General features: G+C 56.6%; 14 protein-coding genes. 2 read left to right on the forward strand and 12 right to left on the reverse strand.

The genetic code is table 11. The annotated features are described in order from the left end of the window. The 8 genes from GT019_RS12130 to GT019_RS12165 all read right to left on the reverse strand — a co-directional run bounded on the left by GT019_RS12130 (window position 1) and on the right by GT019_RS12165 (window position 12,781). Window positions 1-1,449, reverse strand: coding sequence for a spore germination protein (locus GT019_RS12130; protein ID WP_161743412.1), 1,449 nt, complete (start codon window positions 1,447-1,449; stop codon window positions 1-3). 204 nt (window positions 1,450-1,653) lie between these two features. Beyond that, the gene (locus tag GT019_RS12135; RefSeq protein ID WP_161743413.1) at window positions 1,654-2,832 is read right to left on the reverse strand and encodes an SDR family NAD(P)-dependent oxidoreductase; all 1,179 of its coding nucleotides are present in this window, start codon (window positions 2,830-2,832) and stop codon (window positions 1,654-1,656) included. A 176-nt stretch (window positions 2,833-3,008) separates the two neighbouring features. After that, complete coding sequence (locus tag GT019_RS12140) at window positions 3,009-4,802, reverse strand: ABC transporter ATP-binding protein (protein WP_161743414.1); 1,794 nt, start codon at window positions 4,800-4,802, stop codon at window positions 3,009-3,011. Continuing rightward, window positions 4,799-6,592 (reverse strand): ABC transporter ATP-binding protein, encoded by a 1,794-nt coding sequence (locus GT019_RS12145; RefSeq protein WP_161743415.1) that lies wholly within the window; start codon window positions 6,590-6,592, stop codon window positions 4,799-4,801. The genes GT019_RS12140 and GT019_RS12145 overlap by 4 nt, the downstream gene beginning before the upstream one ends. 354 nt (window positions 6,593-6,946) lie before the next feature. Next, window positions 6,947-9,547, reverse strand: a complete 2,601-nt coding sequence (gene ppsA / locus GT019_RS12150) for a phosphoenolpyruvate synthase (RefSeq protein WP_161743416.1) — start codon at window positions 9,545-9,547, stop codon at window positions 6,947-6,949. Between the two features lie 691 nt (window positions 9,548-10,238). Beyond that, a complete protein-coding gene (locus tag GT019_RS12155) occupies window positions 10,239-10,829 on the reverse strand; it encodes a hypothetical protein (RefSeq protein ID WP_161743417.1) in 591 nt (196 codons plus the stop codon). Window positions 10,830-10,950: 121 nt separating this feature from the next. Continuing rightward, window positions 10,951-11,826: an NAD-dependent epimerase/dehydratase family protein gene (locus GT019_RS12160; RefSeq protein ID WP_161743418.1), complete on the reverse strand. Its 876-nt coding sequence runs from the start codon at window positions 11,824-11,826 to the stop codon at window positions 10,951-10,953. 28 nt (window positions 11,827-11,854) lie between these two features. Further along, window positions 11,855-12,781, reverse strand: a complete 927-nt coding sequence (locus GT019_RS12165; protein ID WP_161743419.1) for an aldo/keto reductase — start codon at window positions 12,779-12,781, stop codon at window positions 11,855-11,857. A 174-nt stretch (window positions 12,782-12,955) separates the two neighbouring features. On the opposite strand from GT019_RS12165, the gene GT019_RS12170 reads away from it, so the two are divergent. Then, entirely contained in the window at window positions 12,956-13,270 is a 315-nt protein-coding gene (locus tag GT019_RS12170; protein WP_161743476.1) for a winged helix-turn-helix transcriptional regulator, read from the forward strand. A gap of 167 nt (window positions 13,271-13,437) precedes the next feature. Here GT019_RS12170 and GT019_RS12175 read toward each other — a convergent pair whose 3' ends face one another. The 3 genes from GT019_RS12175 to GT019_RS12185 form a co-directional block, all read right to left on the reverse strand. Further along, complete coding sequence (locus GT019_RS12175) at window positions 13,438-13,668, reverse strand: hypothetical protein (RefSeq protein ID WP_201755356.1); 231 nt, start codon at window positions 13,666-13,668, stop codon at window positions 13,438-13,440. Between the two features lie 65 nt (window positions 13,669-13,733). Continuing rightward, the gene (locus GT019_RS12180; RefSeq protein ID WP_161743420.1) at window positions 13,734-14,954 is read right to left on the reverse strand and encodes an RNA polymerase sigma factor; all 1,221 of its coding nucleotides are present in this window, start codon (window positions 14,952-14,954) and stop codon (window positions 13,734-13,736) included. Window positions 14,955-15,066: 112 nt separating this feature from the next. Then, entirely contained in the window at window positions 15,067-15,342 is a 276-nt protein-coding gene (locus GT019_RS12185) for a LexA family protein (protein WP_161743421.1), read from the reverse strand. 170 nt (window positions 15,343-15,512) lie between these two features. On the opposite strand from GT019_RS12185, the gene GT019_RS12190 reads away from it, so the two are divergent. Further along, window positions 15,513-15,671, forward strand: a complete 159-nt coding sequence (locus GT019_RS12190) for a hypothetical protein (protein WP_161743422.1) — start codon at window positions 15,513-15,515, stop codon at window positions 15,669-15,671. Window positions 15,672-15,749: 78 nt separating this feature from the next. On the opposite strand, the gene GT019_RS12195 is transcribed toward GT019_RS12190, so the two are convergent. Then, window positions 15,750-16,952, reverse strand: a complete 1,203-nt coding sequence (locus GT019_RS12195) for a macrolide family glycosyltransferase (RefSeq protein WP_161743423.1) — start codon at window positions 16,950-16,952, stop codon at window positions 15,750-15,752. Window positions 16,953-17,139 lie beyond the last annotated feature (187 nt).

Below are 17,139 nucleotides of genomic sequence, written 5' to 3' on the forward strand. Positions count from 1 at the left end.
TTAGTCGTCAATGTCTTTTTTTAATTTTGCCTTTTCTTTATCGTACCGGACCGGATTCCGGGTCCTAAAGAACGCCGGCCGATGATGAAAGACGGCATACGGCGGACGGATCAACGTATCGGTCAGACTCTTCGGGCGAAACGGATAAAACGGAACCAGATACGGCATTCCGAGGGATGTAAGGCGGAGCAGATGCGTAACGACGATGAAGGTACAAAGGAAAATCCCGAGCAAGCCCCACAGTTGAGCAAAGAGAATGAACGGAAACCGCAGGATCCGTATGGTATTGCTCATGCGAAAAACAGGCGTCGTGAACGAAGCCATCGCCGACAATGCCACGATGATGAGCAGGAAGTTGCTGGTCAGCGCAGCCTGCACCGCGGCGGTGCCGAGGACGATGCCTCCGACGATCCCGATCGTCTGCCCGATCTTGGACGGCAATCTCGCTCCTGCTTCGCGCAGCAGCTCGATGGACAGTTCCATGATCAGAACCTCGACGACCGGAGGGAATGGAACGTTGATTCGGGAGGCAATGATCGTGGGCAGAAAGGTATTCGAGATCCCGTGACCATGATAAGTCAGGACGGCTACATACACGGCCGAAGCTAATATGGAGAATATCACGGACGTGATTCGAATCATGCGAATAATCGAACCGATGATCCATGGCAAAAAATAATCCTCGTACGAGGTGAAGAAATGCTCGAACGTAACGGGACCGATAATCGCATTCGGAGACCCGTCAACCAGGACGCAGACTTGTCCGAGCGTCAAGCTCCACGTAATGCGGTCGGTTCGTTCCGTTCCGAGCATCTGCGGAAAGATCGAGTTCGAATTGTCTTCGATGATTTGTTGAATGATGGTGATGTCCGTCACGGAATCGAACTGCATGTCCCCGACGCGCTGCAGGCAGGTTTGGACATATTGCTCGTTCGCGATCCCCTCGATGTAACAAATCGCCACCCTCGACTTGGAAAGATCCCCGACCTGGAGTTCTTTGATACGCAGCGAAGCGACCGGCAGCCGCTGGCGAATCAGGTTTAAGTTCGTGTCCAATGACTCGACGAGCGCTTCTTTCGGACCTTCGACATTGAATTCGATTTCGGGTTTCGATACGACGCGGCCCTTTGACAGACAGGCGTTCACCAGCATCGTTGCGGGGTTGGAGGCGTGCCCAATCGCCGCGTATCCGCGCAGCAATTTGTTTCGGATCGCGTTCCAGTCGGACGAGCGCTCTTTCTCCGCGATGGGCAGCGATTCGAATAATTCATCGAACGGCAGTCCGGCGTTCTTGCTTATATAATCAAGAATCTGTTCATTGAGAATGTTGATATCCGTAATGGATTTAAAATAGCAGATCAAATAAGGCTCTCCGTGATTTGATTGATGGAAAATAACGAAATCCGAGGATTCCCTGAATTCCTCCCACTCCTTGGGGATTGCAGGCATTTAAAATACCTCCTTTTCCTGTAACTTTGTGTATCATTATTCACTGTCACCCGCTTCTTATACGTGCGTGCAGCTCCGTGAATCGGGTTGAAGCCGCTTCGCCTCTATCCGGATTGCCCCCTTCCCGACCGCTGCCTTCGTATCCTTTATCGGCATTATCGCGAAATACTGGCAATAAGCGAGCGCCGGCATCGAGCGCGCGGTTCATAATGAAGAAAGGCGACCAACGGATTCGTTGGCCGCCTTTCTTATGTTCTCGGATCGACTCGCAGGGCAAGCCCTTGCCTCAGCGCAGCCGGTTGGGCATACATCATGGTTGCTCCTTCTTTTTCCTTCATCGGAGCCCGCTGGATCCCGGAAACCGGAGCAAGGCCGGCAAACGCTCGATCCGACCGGTAAAAGTTCGAACTTCACGCCGGTCAGTCGTTCGCTTAACGTCCACAGCCGCTCGGCGTCCTCGGCGTTCACCGCGCGTTCGAATACGCCGGGCGTGAACGGAACGGACGTGATTTCCGCGATGTCCCCGTTCTCGCAATAAACGCCGCCCTTCCCGTCGAGCTGAGGATGGACCGCGCACCAGACGAGCGTGGCCGCGCCTTCTTCGATCGTCTTGAATTCGTCGCTGTACGCCAATAAGACGCGTTCCCCGCGCTCGTTCAACGCACTGAACGCATTCAATTCGTCCTCGGTCATATGGCGGCTCAAATTCGTGATGATCGTGCCCGGATGTACGGAAAAGGTCCGTACGCCATGCGTTTTTCCGCGTTTGTCCATGGCCACGGCAAACAATGCGTTCGCCGTCTTCGATTGCGCGTACGCAACCCACCTCTCATAATCGCGCGTATGGAAGTTGGGGTCTTCGAAATCAAAACCGCCGAGCTGATGCGCGAACGACGATACGGATACGATTCTTGCGCCTTCCGCCTTCTTGAGCGCCGGCCATAATCGCGCGGTTAACTGAAAATGGCCCAAATGATTCGTCGAAAGTTGAGATTCGAATCCGCGCGAATCGCGAACCAGCGGAGCCGCCATGATGCCTGCGGAATTGATCATCATATGCAAAGGGCGACCGGTAGCGAGGAAACGTTCGGCAAACGCATCGATGGACGAGGGATCCATAAGCTCCACCCGTTCCAGCTCCACGCCCGGAACCGTGCTTAAGGCCGCTTGCGCTTTCTCGGGCGTGCGGGCGGGCACGATCACCGTTGCTCCGGCAGAGGCAAGCGCTTTGACGGCTTCCAGACCAAGCCCGGCATAACCGCCCGTAACGATAGCGATCCTGCCGGTCAGGTCCTGGCCGCCCAAGGCTTCCTTGGCGGTCGTTCTTGGCCCGAAGCCCGTTCGAAGCGGAGTTTGAAGCGCGATAGGATTCTGAGTCGTCATGCGTGTAACCTCCGGATGTGATTGTGCAATAGCACTTGACGACTATACATTAGTAAGTTTCAATAAACAACTCAGTAGCTATAATCTACTTAAAATCTTAACTTTCTATAGCAGCCTTCCTTCGGATCATTCGATCATCGCGCTTACTGCTGCTCGCACTCCCCGCAATCGCAACCTCACGCCGGTTGTTCCGCTTCTTCCTCCTCGCTCTCCGCCTTCGACTCCTCGCCCTGCCAGAGCAGCTGCATCTCCGCGCTGGTGGCAAGCAGTTCGGCTAGCGAGCCCTCGGCTTCGACCCGTCCATCCTTCATCACGAGGATGTGATCGGCCCGCGCCAGCGCCGCCCGGCGATGGGACACCGCGATGCAGGACACGTCCCGTTCCCGGAACAGCCGCTCCCACAGCACTTTCTCCGTCTCGACGTCCAGCGCGCTGGAGAGATCGTCGAAGAGGAAGACGTCCGACTGCGTCATCAGCATCCGGGCCGTGGCCGCACGCTGAATCTGTCCGCCGGAGAGCATGACGCCGCGGGGGCCGACGAACGTCTCGAGCCCGTTATCCAACGTTCGCAGATCCTGCTCCATGACGGCCAAGCGAATGACGCGGTCCATCGCTTCCGGCGTGACGGGGCTGCCCTGCGTGATGTTCTCGCCGAGCGTGTCGCTGAACAGCCGCGGCACTTGGGGCGTATAAGACGTCCGCGGCGGCTGGAAGTAGGCAGCCGGGTCTTCGATCAATCGCCCGTTCCATCGGATCGTGCCGTCGGACTTCGGCAGGAGACCGAGGAGCGTGCGGACGAGCGTCGATTTGCCCGAGCCGATCCGTCCGGTCACGACCAGGAACTTGCCGCGCTCCAGCCGGAAGCCGACGTCCCGGATCCCGTTCTCCGAGTTCGGGTACGTATAGGATAAGCCCCGCACTTCCAGGCTTTGCAAACGATCGTCCGCGCTCGCGACCGGAGCCTCGGTCTCCGGGGGATCGCCGTACAGATGGATCTCGCTATGCTCCGCGATGCGATCTTCCTCGCCCGGGCGAAACAGAACCCGCATCCGGTCGAGCGCAACGCGCAGCCGTTTGTGCTGGAAGACCATGTAGCCGAACAGGGACACGCTGAACGCGAACGTGCTCAGGTAGGACGTGAAGAGCGCGATATCCCCGACGGTGAAGCGGCCCGCCTTCATCTCCGCGGCGCACATCAGGAGGATGACGCCCGTGCAGATGCTGAGCACATGCTGGTTGAGCGATCGCATCCACTGCCTGAACAGGTTATCCCGCAGGGCCGCCTTCCGCCGGCTCTCGTTCAGTTGGAGAAACCGGTTCAGCACATGGTCCTCCGCCCGCCCGAGCTTCACGGCCTGCACCGCGCCGAACGTCTCCGCGATGAAGCCGGTGATCCGGCCGGTCGCTTCCCGGTTCAGCCGGGAATACCGTCTTGCCCGATTGCCGGAGAGGTTATTAAACAGCGTGACGATGACGAGCGGGAGGATGGCCACGAGCGTGATCTGCCAATTGATGCGGGCCATGATCACGACGCAGGTGACCGCGTAGATCACGCGCCCCCAGAAATCGACCCAGGACTCCACGTATTCGACGACTTCGTCCACGTCTTCCCGGAAACGGGTCATCGCTTCCCCGGGCGAAGCCGGCAGATTGCGTCCGGGCCAGCGCATGATTCCCGCCAGCATATTGCGGCGCAGGACGGCTTGGAGGTGATAGATGTACGTCACCCATTTGAAAAAAGCGATAAAAAACAGCCCGACTCTGGAAAAGCGGATCAGCGCGACGACGATCAGCGGCACCGCGAGCCATAGGTAATCGTGCGATTGGGTCGTCGCCCGGTCGAAGAACCATTTCATGCCGAGTCCGATGCCGACGGGCATCGCGTGGAACCCGCCCCATAGCAGGGCATTGACGAGATATAGCAGGGGGTTGTAACGAAACAGCTTCCCCATGAATTGCGTGACGGTCATGCCAATTCCTCCTGTCGGTCGGCTCGCAGCAGCCGCGCGTATTCCGATGACGGATCCTGCGCCAGCGCGGCTCGCGGGCCGAACTCGATGATGCGTCCCTGACGCAGCACCATGATTTTGTCGACTTTGTCCAGCGTGGCCAAGCGGTGGGCGATCACGATCCCCGTGCACTGCTCCAGCAGTTGATCGACGGCCCTCTGCAAGGTCGCTTCCGTCGCGGCGTCGAGCCGCGAGGAAGGTTCGTCGAGGATAACGAGGCTCGGCTGGGTCAGGAACACCCGCGTCAGCGCGAACAGCTGCGCTTCCCCAGCGGAGAGCGATGCGCCTCCGGCGGAGAGGCGCGCGTCCAGCCCTTCGGGCATCGCCTCGATCCACGGGCGCAATCCGAGCCGTTCGGTCGTCTCGAGGATCGTTTCGTCCGAGAGCCGCGGATTGAACAGCGTCAGATTGTCGCGGAGCGTGCCGTCGAACAGCTGCACGTCCTGCGTGACCATGCCGACCCTGCGATACAGCGATTCCAGGCGCAGGGATCGGATATCCGCCCCGCCTACCCGAATGACGCCGCTGTCCGAATTATACAGGCGAAGCAGCAGCCGGCTGATGCTCGACTTGCCGCTGCCGGTCCTTCCGATCAGGCCCAGCCGTTCCCCCGGCTTCAGCTTGAAGCTGATGTCGTGCAGGATGCGCTGATCCTCGCCGTAGCCGAAGTTCACCCGCTCGAACGATACGGACAGCGGACCCGGCGGCAGCTCGTCGCCGTCGCCGTCCGCGATCTCGCTTCGCAGCGAGAGCAGCTCCCGCGCGCGGCGCATGCCAGACTTGGCCTTTTGAAACTCTTGCAATTGATCGCCGAGCTGTTCGATCGGGTCGTTCAGCATTTGGGTGTATTGGAAAAAGAGAAATAACATGCCGAGCGTGATATGGCCTTGCAGATACATGCGGACGCTGAGCAGCAGCACGATCGTGACGGTGACCGTGAACATCGCGACCGTGACGTTCCAAGGCATGACCCGGAGCATCCAAGCCTTGCGGCCGGACAGGAATACCGATCGCATCGCCCGATGGTACCGATTCATCAAGCGCGGCACCCCGCCGTTCGCTTGCACGTCTTCGATGCCCGCGATCCGCTCCTCGATCAGGCCGAAGAGGGAGGCGTTCGCTTGGCGCTCCGATTGGGAGGCTTTTACGCCCAGGTCGCGGATTCGGAACATGACGCCGATGGACAGGCAGGTGAAGGCCGTCATCGTCGCGGCGATCATCCAGTCATAGACGAACATATAGCCCAGAATGCCCGCGAGCAGGACGAAGCTACCCACGATCTTGGCGATGAACATCGCGAAGAAGTTCGACATGTTGGTGACGTCTCCGTCGATGCGTTCGATCATCTCGCCCGGCGTCTTGACGTTATGGAAGCGCATATCGAGCCGCAGGACGTGCTTGAGCAGGTTGGCCCGAATCTGATTGGTGGCCCGCCAGGCGACGTCATTCCCCAGAAAGTCGACCGATACCGTGAACAATTGATTGAGCACGGCCACGGCGAGATACAGTCCCGCCAGCGACAACAGGCCGGAGACGCTTCCCGAGCCCGTCGCCTGGTCGATGAACCGTTGTACGATCTGCGGGTTCAAGAGCTGCAGCGCGGTCGTCGCCAGCAGCAACAGCAGCAGCGCGAGCATTCGCCATTTGACGGGACGCAGGTATTGAAGAAGCCAGGACATGGATTGTTTCGGATCGCGGTTGGATTGCGGATTGCGGTCGGATTGCGGTTCGCTTTTTTGTTTTTGCGGCATGCGGAGGAGAGCCCCTTTCTGGTTTGAGCAATCGCGGCGTGACCGTGACCGTGCAGGCGGGGGCCTGGAGAAAACAATAAAAAACTCCAGGCGCAACCGCCTGGAGCGAAGTACGTAGGGGAATTAATGCATACGCATACGCACGGCAGGGTCAGCCAATAGATACAAGCCTATGAAATTGGATGGGATTTGGGCGATTGGACTTGTCATTTTGGCGACCTCCTTTGTGAATGGTTTCGAATCGAAACTCGAATAAGCAAACTATAGCACGTGCTTGCGAACAGCGTCAACCCAGAATCTGGATAGTCAGGTTATTCATTGCCATGCCCGTCCCTGATCCGCGGGATGGAGCCTTTACAAGAGTTCGATATACCCTTCCGTTCCGTTCACGCGAATGCGCTGCCCGTCTTGTATCCGTTTGGTGGCATGCTCCACGCCGACGACCGCCGGCAATCCGTATTCGCGCGCGATAACGGCGCCATGCGTCATCAGTCCGCCGACTTCGGTGACGAGGCCTTTTATGGACAGGAACAACGGCGTCCAGCTAGGGTCCGTGAAGGCGGTGACCAGCAGATCCCCCTCCTCCAGATCGGCATCTTCCATGTTCAAGATGACGCGCGCGCGCCCTTCTACGACGCCGGAAGAAACGGGCAGGCCGACGATCGCGTCGGGCGGGAGATGGTCTCTTTTGTACGTGCCGGTAATGATCTCGCCATCGGACGTCATCACGCGCGGCGGCGTTAGCTTTGCATAGAACTTGTACTCTTCTTGTCGACCACAGATGATCCGGTCATCCAGTTCATTAGTGCGGATAACCTCGCGAAGCTCCTCGAAGGCGAGGTAATAAATATCTTCCTTATCGCGAATAACGCCCGCTTGCGCGAGTCGTTCGGCTTCTCTCAGCAAGGCCTGCTTATAGACGAAGTAGCGACTGACCATGCCGTACTTGGGATATTCCCGATACCCGATGCAATTCCGGACGAGGTCGATCATGCGTTTCGTCTCAGCGGCCTTCGCTTCGCCGTCCGGCAGCTGCTTCAATCGCTCCAATAACGATCTTTCTTTCTCCGAAGCTTCTTCTCGTCCTTGCTCGAACTTCCGCCGGCTTTCATGCGGCTCGAAGTTTTTGACGTTGGCCAAGATCAGCGGGACAAGCGTCGTCGGCTTCTCGCTCCAGCGCGTTCTGGTCATATCGATTTCCCCGGCGCATCGCATGCCGTATCGGTCGAGATAAGCCTGAATCGCGTCGCGCGCTTCCCGTCCGCCGTCAAGCTTCGCGAGATCGTCCAGAAAGCGTTCGTCTCTCGCCTGCCGTAAATAAGCAACGACTTCCGGATAAGGACGAATCGCGTCTGCCACATCCAACAGCGCCAGACCCATTTCCGAGGTAATATTGCCCGGCACGGATTGGGAAAGCGTATCTGCCGCGTTCGTTTCGCCCAGCCACTCGTTCATCTTCTCATTGATCCATGACGTGGCATTCATGGCCGACATAAACACGCTCGTGCTTCGCGGGTCGAACAGGATCTTCTGCAATTCTTGGATATCGTCCGCAATAAAGTCCATTAGGGCCGAACCCGATTTCGTTCGGATGGTTTGTTTTAACGCTTCGATCGAGGCTTGACTGCGTTCGATCAACTCCGCGACGATTGTCGGGTCATTGTCGAATGAGACCTTCGTGTCCGTAAGGCTTCTGCCGGGCCCCTGCATCTTCCCGTCGTCGGGCAGCGGTTTAATAAAATCTTCCCGTGCGATGATGGTCAGGAACGCGTCCTTGACGAGCGGATCGGATTTGCCCAACGTATCCATGAACCGATCTCTGTTGACAGGCGAAGCCAGCATAGGCGTCACGTCAACGAACAACCTGCCGCCGGCTCTGCGCATGGGCGCCCGAGTCGTCATCAGGTAAAAGGACAAGCCCAACGGTTTTATGGGATCGGTCATCATTTGTTGGTGGGCGACGGATACGTACACGCGATTTTCTTGGTCATTCGCCTCGGGGATCGGAAATAACGTCGTGATCGGCCGGCTCTGGACCATGTAAAAGGTATCCTGCGCCAAACACCATTCGATGTCTTGGGGGCAGCCGAAATGAGCCTCGATCCGTCTGCCGAGGCGCGCCAAACGTAAAATTTGTTCGTCCGTCAGCGTCTGGGTACGTTGACGATCGGGAGCGATCTGCCGGGTTTCCGTTCCGCCTCCTACTCGTCCGTAGATGCCCAATGTTTTGGCCGCAATCCTCTTATCGACGATTTCCCCTGCCTGCACGCGATAACTATCGGCTGAGACCAGACCCGAGACCAGCGCTTCGCCGAGCCCAAAGCCGGCATCGATCGAAAGCGATTTTCGGTTGGCGTTAATCGGATCGGCAGTGAATAATATCCCCGAAGCCTCCGGGAAAACCATCCTTTGCACGATAACGGACAAATAAACCTGCCTGTGGTCGAAGCCGTGCTGCATCCGGTAAATGACCGCGCGATCGGTAAACAGGGACGCCCAGCATTTGCCGATATGCCGCATGATCGCCTCTTTGCCGACGATATTCAAGTAGGTGTCTTGTTGCCCGGCGAAGGAGGCATGCGGCAAATCCTCGGCCGTCGCGCTGGAACGCACGGCATACGCGTGCTCCTCGCCGTACCGGGCGAGATAGCGAGCAACGGCTTGCTCCACATCGGCAGGCATTTCCGCTTCCTGGATGATTTGCCGAATCTGCTCGCCGATCTCGCCGATCGGCTCGCGATCTTGTGCCGTCAGCGTGCTTAGTCGCTCCACTAGCGCGTGGTAGGCTTCGTTTTGTCCGATGGCTTGTTGGAATCCCGCGGTTGTCACGCAAAATCCTTCCGGTACCTGCAGGCCTTCTATCGTGGATAATGCGCCTAAATTCAGCGCTTTTCCGCCAACGAGCATAAGCTTCGTGTCGTCCATTTCCTGAAAACCGAGAACCAAAGCACGCATTGAACATCGCTCCCTTATCAGCTTGCGAATAAACATTTGACAAAACTCCGCCGGCATGATACATTTAAATTGTAAGATGGATTTACTATGTCTACGATTTATTTTTTTGAGTCGAAACGATTGTAACATTGTGTTTGTTTATATGCAATCTCAAGAACCGGATCCTTCTGTCCAGGTTCTTTTTTGATGTTCGGGTTTAGTCAACCGTAAAGCCAGAGGCCCCCCTCAACACTATCTTTTATCTAATATTTTTGAAACGACACCAAACCCCAAACCAAAAGATACCCCGGTCGAGACAAACAGAATGATAAATAGCCGCGCTTCGGGCAAAATCATGCTCCCGCCGCCATGACTTGCTAGAATGATTGAAGTAGGTATTACAAAAGCCAGCGCACAGATTATCGGGTATAAGGGATAGCGGAGGAAGGATTTTATTTTCTGTTCGATCAAGACACACAGCAGGAGATAAACGAGCCCGTCAACAAGCATACAAAGTTCACAAACCGCATCGTGTCCGCCACTTCCTCAACATAAATTCGTGCCAAACTTGAAGGTTAACTTGTCATGTCAAGTTACATGGATTATAACTCCGCCCTCCTTGGATCAAATAGTGCTAACTTTTGTAGTACCCCCTCTACTCCCCTTTAATCGATCGGCTGCCTTCGCAGATTGGATATTCAGTTTTCTCGAGTCAACTGCCGCCAGCGTTCCATTTTTCCGCAATTTTTGAGACGAGCTCGTTCTTATGTAGATGAATGTCCCGCAACGAAATAACGGAATGCCACGAACAATCATCATCCGTTCCCAACGTGCACTCATCATAGATGAGGCTGATAAGCAATTCCTGTTTCTCTTGAAGCTTGATCCTCGCCGATAGCTTTTCATAGATCTTCATCTCGTCATACAGGATCGAATCCGCCGCTCTTTCGATCGTAATCAGTCCCGCAAAGCTCGTAAACCAGGCATGAAACGACCTGTTGCTTTCCGCAAAGCCTTCCGCTCCCTGTCGGTCGGCTTTAAATAAACGCAGCATGAGCTCCTGTTCCGCTTCCAATAAACCGTTGCTTACCGTAAAAAAGTGCAGCGCTATCCGCCGAGTCGTCTCCGCCCATACGTCTTGATACGCATCACGGAAGGACTGCCCTTCGATAAGCCCCCAACGGGAACTATCGAGAGAGGGGAATTTTCGCTCGTTCTCCCTGGTGCCGATGCCTGCGTTTTGAAGATAGATCATGTAATTCAAGGCATACGGCGCACTAGACTTTATCGAGAAATTGTTCACTGACGCTCCCTCCTCCTTACTCACGACTATAAGATACCTAAATCCTCGATTGAGATGAAGAGGATTTATTTCTGACAGCGCAAAAAAAACCATCGCCGATGTTCGCGATGGTCCTGAAAGGTTATAAATCCTGCGGAAGTTCGGACGGAACGAAGAGCCCGCTCACGTCGAGGCCCCGCTCATCCCTTGATTTCAGATCCTTCAGAAAATCCACGAACCCGATCTGCGGCTGCCATCCCAGCACGGCTTTCGCTTCCGACAGATCATGTTGTTCCACCTGCTCGGGCAGCGCAATCCCGTATTTATCGAGCAACGCTCGCGCCCCGGGAACCTCTTGTTCGCACCAGTCGGGTCCAAGCCGGGCGAAGTCGTTTTTCACCGGCTCCGGCATGCCGTGGTCGGTATGTACGATGGTTTTGAACAGCTTGAACGCTCGGCGGTCTGCGGCGGTTAGCGCCATGACGGTGGCAGACGCAATATCCCGGCGGTCGACGCCGTTGCGCAGCAATCGAGCGCCAAACTCCAAATAAGGCCGCGGGATAAATTCGTGATACCGCAGCATCGCGATTGAAGCCCCGGTCATCTCCTGATACGAGCGGCATAGTTCTTCGCCAATCACCTTGCTCACGCCATAGACGGACCCCCAGCCGTAAGCCATCGATGAAGCGTACACGATGGATCGGATCCCTTCTTGGCGGCACGCTTCGAACACATTGTACGTCCCGTCCACGTTGACGGCGAAGATCGTATCGTCGCTGACGGGAGGTTGATGCGCGCAATGCCAAGCCGCCAAATGGATGACGCCATCCATGCCTTTAACCGCGCGTTGAACGTCCGTGACCGTTCGCGAATCGCAACGAACGAACTCCGCTTGTCTTAAATCCGCCGCCATCGTCGGCATGACGTCGGCCATGCGAACGGTATGGCCGTCCTGCAGCAGCGCGCGGCATACCGCTTGTCCGCCATTGCCCGATGCTCCGGTTACCAGTACTTTCATTCGAATAGACCTCCATTCGTTCTATCGCCTAGAGTTGATCGATCCGTCTTGCGTCATCAGCGGATAATAAAGGACGCGTTGACGCCAACGCATTCGATGCCGCCTGCTTCGCCGTCTTCGCGCCCGGTATCGCCACGGACACGGCCGGATGGTTCAATACAAAACGCAGCGCCACCTGCGAAAGGGCACGATTCTCGTTAGCAAGCGACTTGAGCGCATCGACTTTTGCGAGATCCTGGGCATACCACGCTTCATGCGGCCAAAATCTGCGAATATCCCCTTCCGCGAATTCCGTGCCCGCGTGGAATTTTCCAGTCAACAGCCCCATGCGGAGCGGACCGCGCACGACCACGCCAATCCCCTGCTGCTGCAGATAAGGCAAAACTTCCTGTTCCGTGGAACGGTTCAAGATGCTGTAATCCAGCTGCACGGCATCCAGTCCGCCGTCTCGGTTAAAATGCTTGATATAGTCTAAATTCTCGGTAGACACGCCGACCGCCCTAACTTTACCGTCTTGCTTCAGCCGATCGAAGGCCGCCATGAACGCTTCCGTTTCCTCATGCTTATCCCACCAGAGGTGGCAGAAGTAGACGTCGATGTAATCCGTCCCGAGCCTCTTCAAGCTGTTCTCGAAAGCTTCGATGACTTTATCCGGACGATCATAGACCGCCGCCCCGTTCGGATTCCGATGATGTCCCAATAGTCCGCCTTTGGTCGAGATAACCAGCTTGCTTCTCTTGCCTTGAATCAGCTGGGCAACCAGCTTCTCGCTTCTGCCATCGCCATAAACATCCGCGGTATCAATGAAGGTAACCCCGCACGCGACCGCTTCTTCCATCGCTCGCAGAGACTGCTTATCGTCAACCGGCCCCCAAGCATCCCCGCCGATTGCCCAAGCGCCGCAGCCGATTTCAGCCACCTCGATACCCGTCTTGCCCAAACTCCTGGTATACATCGCGAACCTCCTGTTATGGATGACCTGCTACTAGCATATCGGATATGGAGCGATGCCGATAGTACGCACTTTGACCATAGTTTGTAACCATAAGGTGACCTTTGTGCAGGAGATTCTTCAGTCGGAGTAGAATTCCACTTGAACATCCCCTTACTTGATTGGAGGAAGCGCATGATGGATCAAGCTGAAATTTACGAATGTTCGATCGAAAAATCGCTGCGGATCATTGGAGGCAAATGGTCCTTTCTTGTTCTTCGCGAGCTGTTCTTTCATGGCAAAAAACGATTCAGCGAGCTGAAGGCCTCGATCGACGGCATCAGTTCCAAATCGCTGACGGAAACGCTGCGGCATCTGGAAGAGCATGAAGTCGTGATTCGGGAGGTGTACGCGACGGTTCCTCCTACCGTCGAATACCATTTGAGCCGCAAGGGAGAAGCGTTCAACGGAATTTTGCACGAATTGAAGAAGTGGGGCAATGACTGGGCGTAGTGCCGAGCTTGCAACCAGCCGTTAGATTAAAGAAGACAAGTCCGATGGCGGTCTTGTCTTCTTGGTGCGGAAGCCTCCGGCGCGATCATGGCGCCGGTAAAGTACCTCAGATGTTTCTCGACATCCAGACGCGTTCCTTTGGCTTCAGGAGATTGCAGACTAAGCTTTCACGTCTGCTGATAGCTCACGGCGGATAGCATGAAGATCAGAATCTCGACCGGATCCGTTATCCCCGCGTATCGATCAATATCCTGCCGATGCTGCACGATGTAAGCCCGCTTCTCCGACGCAAGCTTCTTCTGATGGCACGGCATGCAGATCCCGCCCGTCTTAGTAGCGGTGACAGATAGAATGGTTGCCGCGCAGCCAGGGGTTTGGCAGGGCAGTCGCTCGCTCATCGTATCCTTCTCCCTTGCGCAGTAAGTTAGTAGGTTCACTTTGTCCGAGTCAATGCCGCCGCAGCCTACATTCGCGCTGCTTGGACCCCCAGAAAATCGCGCATCGCCGAGTCCCCGCACAATTCGATCGCCCGCCCATAGGCTGCTTTGGACTCCTCGAATCGCTGCATGACCTTGAACAGGTGGGCAGCAAGCGCCCAATAGGGCTGATAGTTCTTGACCGCCTCGGCCGGAATGGCTTCGAGCAATGCGAGTCCGCTCGCGGCATCGACCGCCTCGGCAACGGCGGCGGCTTGACCGACGCGCACGCCGATCGTCGGCGCAAATCGCACGAGTCCCGCATACAGGATAACGATGCTTTCCCATTCCGTACGGCCAGTCAGTAACCGTTGGGCGTGTACCGACTGGATCGCGGCTTCGAGCTGGAAGCGTCCGATTCGCCGAGCTTGCGCGGCGCGGTTCAAGCACCGCTCCGCTTCTTCGATGGTAGCGACGGACCAGTGCCCGACATCCTGCTCGGAAAGCGGAATGTAGGTTCCATCGGGAGCGCGCCGCGCATCGTGGCGGGCTTCGCAATGCAGCATAAGCGCCAACAGTCCGTGTACTTCCGGTTCGTTAGGCATCAGCTTCGCAAGCAGCCGGCCCAAATAAATCGCCTCCGACGCCAAGCCCTTTCGGCGCGAATCGGCCCCCTTCACGTCGTCCCAGCCGCTTCCGTAGGCGGCGTATATGGCTTCCAATACGGCATCGAGCCGCTGCGGAAGGTCGCTGGCCTCGGGCAGCTCGAAGGCGATGCGGGCATCGCGAATTTTCGATTTTGCCCGGGTGAGCCGCTGACCCATCGTAGAAGGCTGCACGACAAATGCGGCGGCGATGCGCGAAGCGTCCAGTCCCAGCACGGTCTGAAGCATGAGCGGCGTTCGCGCCGCCCGATCGATGGCCGGATGCGCGCAGATGAACAGCAGCTTGAGCCTTTCGTCCGGAAACGCGATCTCGGAGTACGCCAGCTCTTCCGCTTCCGACATCGCGATCAGGTCCGGTATGGCTTTGGCTTGAATTCTCGCATGACGGACGCCATCGATCAGCCGTCGCCGCGCCGCGGTCAGCAGCCATGCCTCCGGTTTGTCCGGCACGCCAGTTCGCGGCCAGGTCTCAAGCGCGGCCAGGAAAGCATCCGAGAGCGCGTCCTCTGCCGCGGCCACGTCGCGCGAACGCGCCGCCATATAGGCGACCAAGCGGGAATACGAGTCGCGCGCCGCTAGTTCGACGGCAAGCTGCGCCTTCATAGCGGCTCCCCCGGATCGTATCGTGAATGGAATCCGGCCAGACGCCCATGAATCGAAAGCATGCTGTTCATCACCTGACTCTCCTCGCAGGATAAGCGATCGTGTCCACGGCTTACCTGTATATATAATCGTTTTTCTTCTCCTTCAGCAGCCGATCGTATTCGCCCGCGACATAATCGGTCTGGAGTACCTTCAACGTTCTCGACTCCCCGTTCTCCCAATCTACGACGCCTTCTTCCTGCAACTCGTTCAGATGCGCGTAAACGGTGGCTCGCTCCCGCAGGCCGACAAAGTTGCGAATCTCGTCCACGGTCGGATACATGCCGCGCTTGGCGGTATAATTTAAGATCGAACAGGCAATTTCCAGGCTTTTTTGTGATAAACTCATACAAGCACCTCCGTAGAGAAAAGAACACCTGTTCCCATTTTAATGCGAAGGCATATGCAAATCAAGTCTTGACTATCCTGTTTAATGCCTGTAAATGTTGTCAACCATCATTCCCGGAGGTACCTATGCCAAAATTGCGGCCTTTACTCACGCATGCCGATTTCGAAAGAATGCGTATTTTCACAAGAGCCATATCGGTTTGGAAGCAAGGCGAGCTCATCGATTCCGCGATGATCATCCAGTCGCACGACGAGGATACCGTGATCTCCGCCAAGAACGAGCGTTACGAGAAATCCGCTCATCAGTTCTTCTATGGTTCTCATCTATAGCGGTCGGCCGGCGGGAAGGAGAACCGCGCTTTCAAAGCTTTTCCGTTCCTGCATGTCCGGTTGCATAGGGGGAGCTATTTAGCTGCGAGCGGTGTTGCCGAACTCTAAGATCTCGTTCGCCGCCTGCCGATACCCGCCCGATCTCCGAAAGGATTCCCCGATCGCGGCCGCGGCGTTCTTGTAAGCGGCATCGCTCAATACCAGCTCCGCGGCTTCGCGCAGCTGCCGGGCAGTCAAGCCCTCCATTTGCAAGCGCATGCCCGCTCCCGTCTTGGCGACCTGCGCGGCAACGATCGGCTGGTCCGCGCCTTGCGGGATCACGATCAGCGGGACCCCGTAATAGAGTCCTTCGTGGGCGCTGTTCATGCCGCCGTGCGTAAGGAATAATTTCGCGGCTTGCAGCACATCCGGCTGCGGCACGTAATTGGACACGATGAAATTGCCGGGTATCTCCCCCAAATCCGCGATCGCGGTTCGCTCCCCGACCGACATGACGACCGTATGCTCCGTGTTCCCGAATGCCTCGAAGCAGCGTTGATAGAATTCGACGGCCTGGTTGAACACCGTCCCCAATGAAACGTAAATCGGCGATTTCCCCTCGATAGCGCTTAAGTCGAAGCCGGCTTGCGCGAATCGCGAAGAGATGGACGGCCCGACGAATTTGTACGTGCGGCCGAACGCATCCCCGCCGGGTTGAAACTCCCTTGTCGTATACACGATCGTAAGCGGCGCGGGATTGCAAAACGCTTCGTACGGAGAGCGGATGTCCGCGCCGTATTTTTCCTTCGCCATGGCCGTCAGGCTGTCGTAGCGCTCTTGGATCGGTGTCGCGATATCCGCGGGAACCGTCGCAAAGGACGCCTGCATCAGCCGGTCGAACGATGCTTCGGTCTGCGCGAACGACGTACATGAGCTGATGGACGGAAGCTCAAGCAGCCGAGCAAGCATACGACCGCAGCCGAACATGGAATCATGGATGACGTAATCGAAACGCTCGCCTTCGATCTGTTCAAGCACGCTCGGGATAATGACATCCGCCGTGAGCAGCAAGCCGTTGATTCTTTCGAGCAGGTACGATCTGCCGCCCGAGACGAAGGCTTGGATGAACCGCTGCCCGTCGAATGTCCGTACCGCGGCTCCCGCCTTCTCCATGCGCGCCCGATAAGCTTCCGCGCAGAAGTACACGACCTCCTCGCCGCGGGAAACAAGCTCCCGCACCACGCCGATCGTGGGGTTGATATGTCCTTCGGATCCGCCGTTGATAAATAACGCGCGCGCCAATTCCACCACTCCTTCGGTCGACTATTCTCTCCGTATCCCTCGATTCCACTATACTACCCGATGCGCGAATTGCAAAAAAAAGAGACCCGCAGCAACGGGCTGCGGGTCTAAAGTGTATATTTTAAAGGGGGTCGAGTTCTATTATAGGCGTCCTTCATTAAAATGAGATGAAAATTGGATTTCAATC

It is taken from the genome of Paenibacillus glycinis, from assembly GCF_009909185.1.
In the GTDB taxonomy this organism is placed as follows: Bacteria; Bacillota; Bacilli; order Paenibacillales; family Paenibacillaceae; genus Paenibacillus_Z; species Paenibacillus_Z glycinis.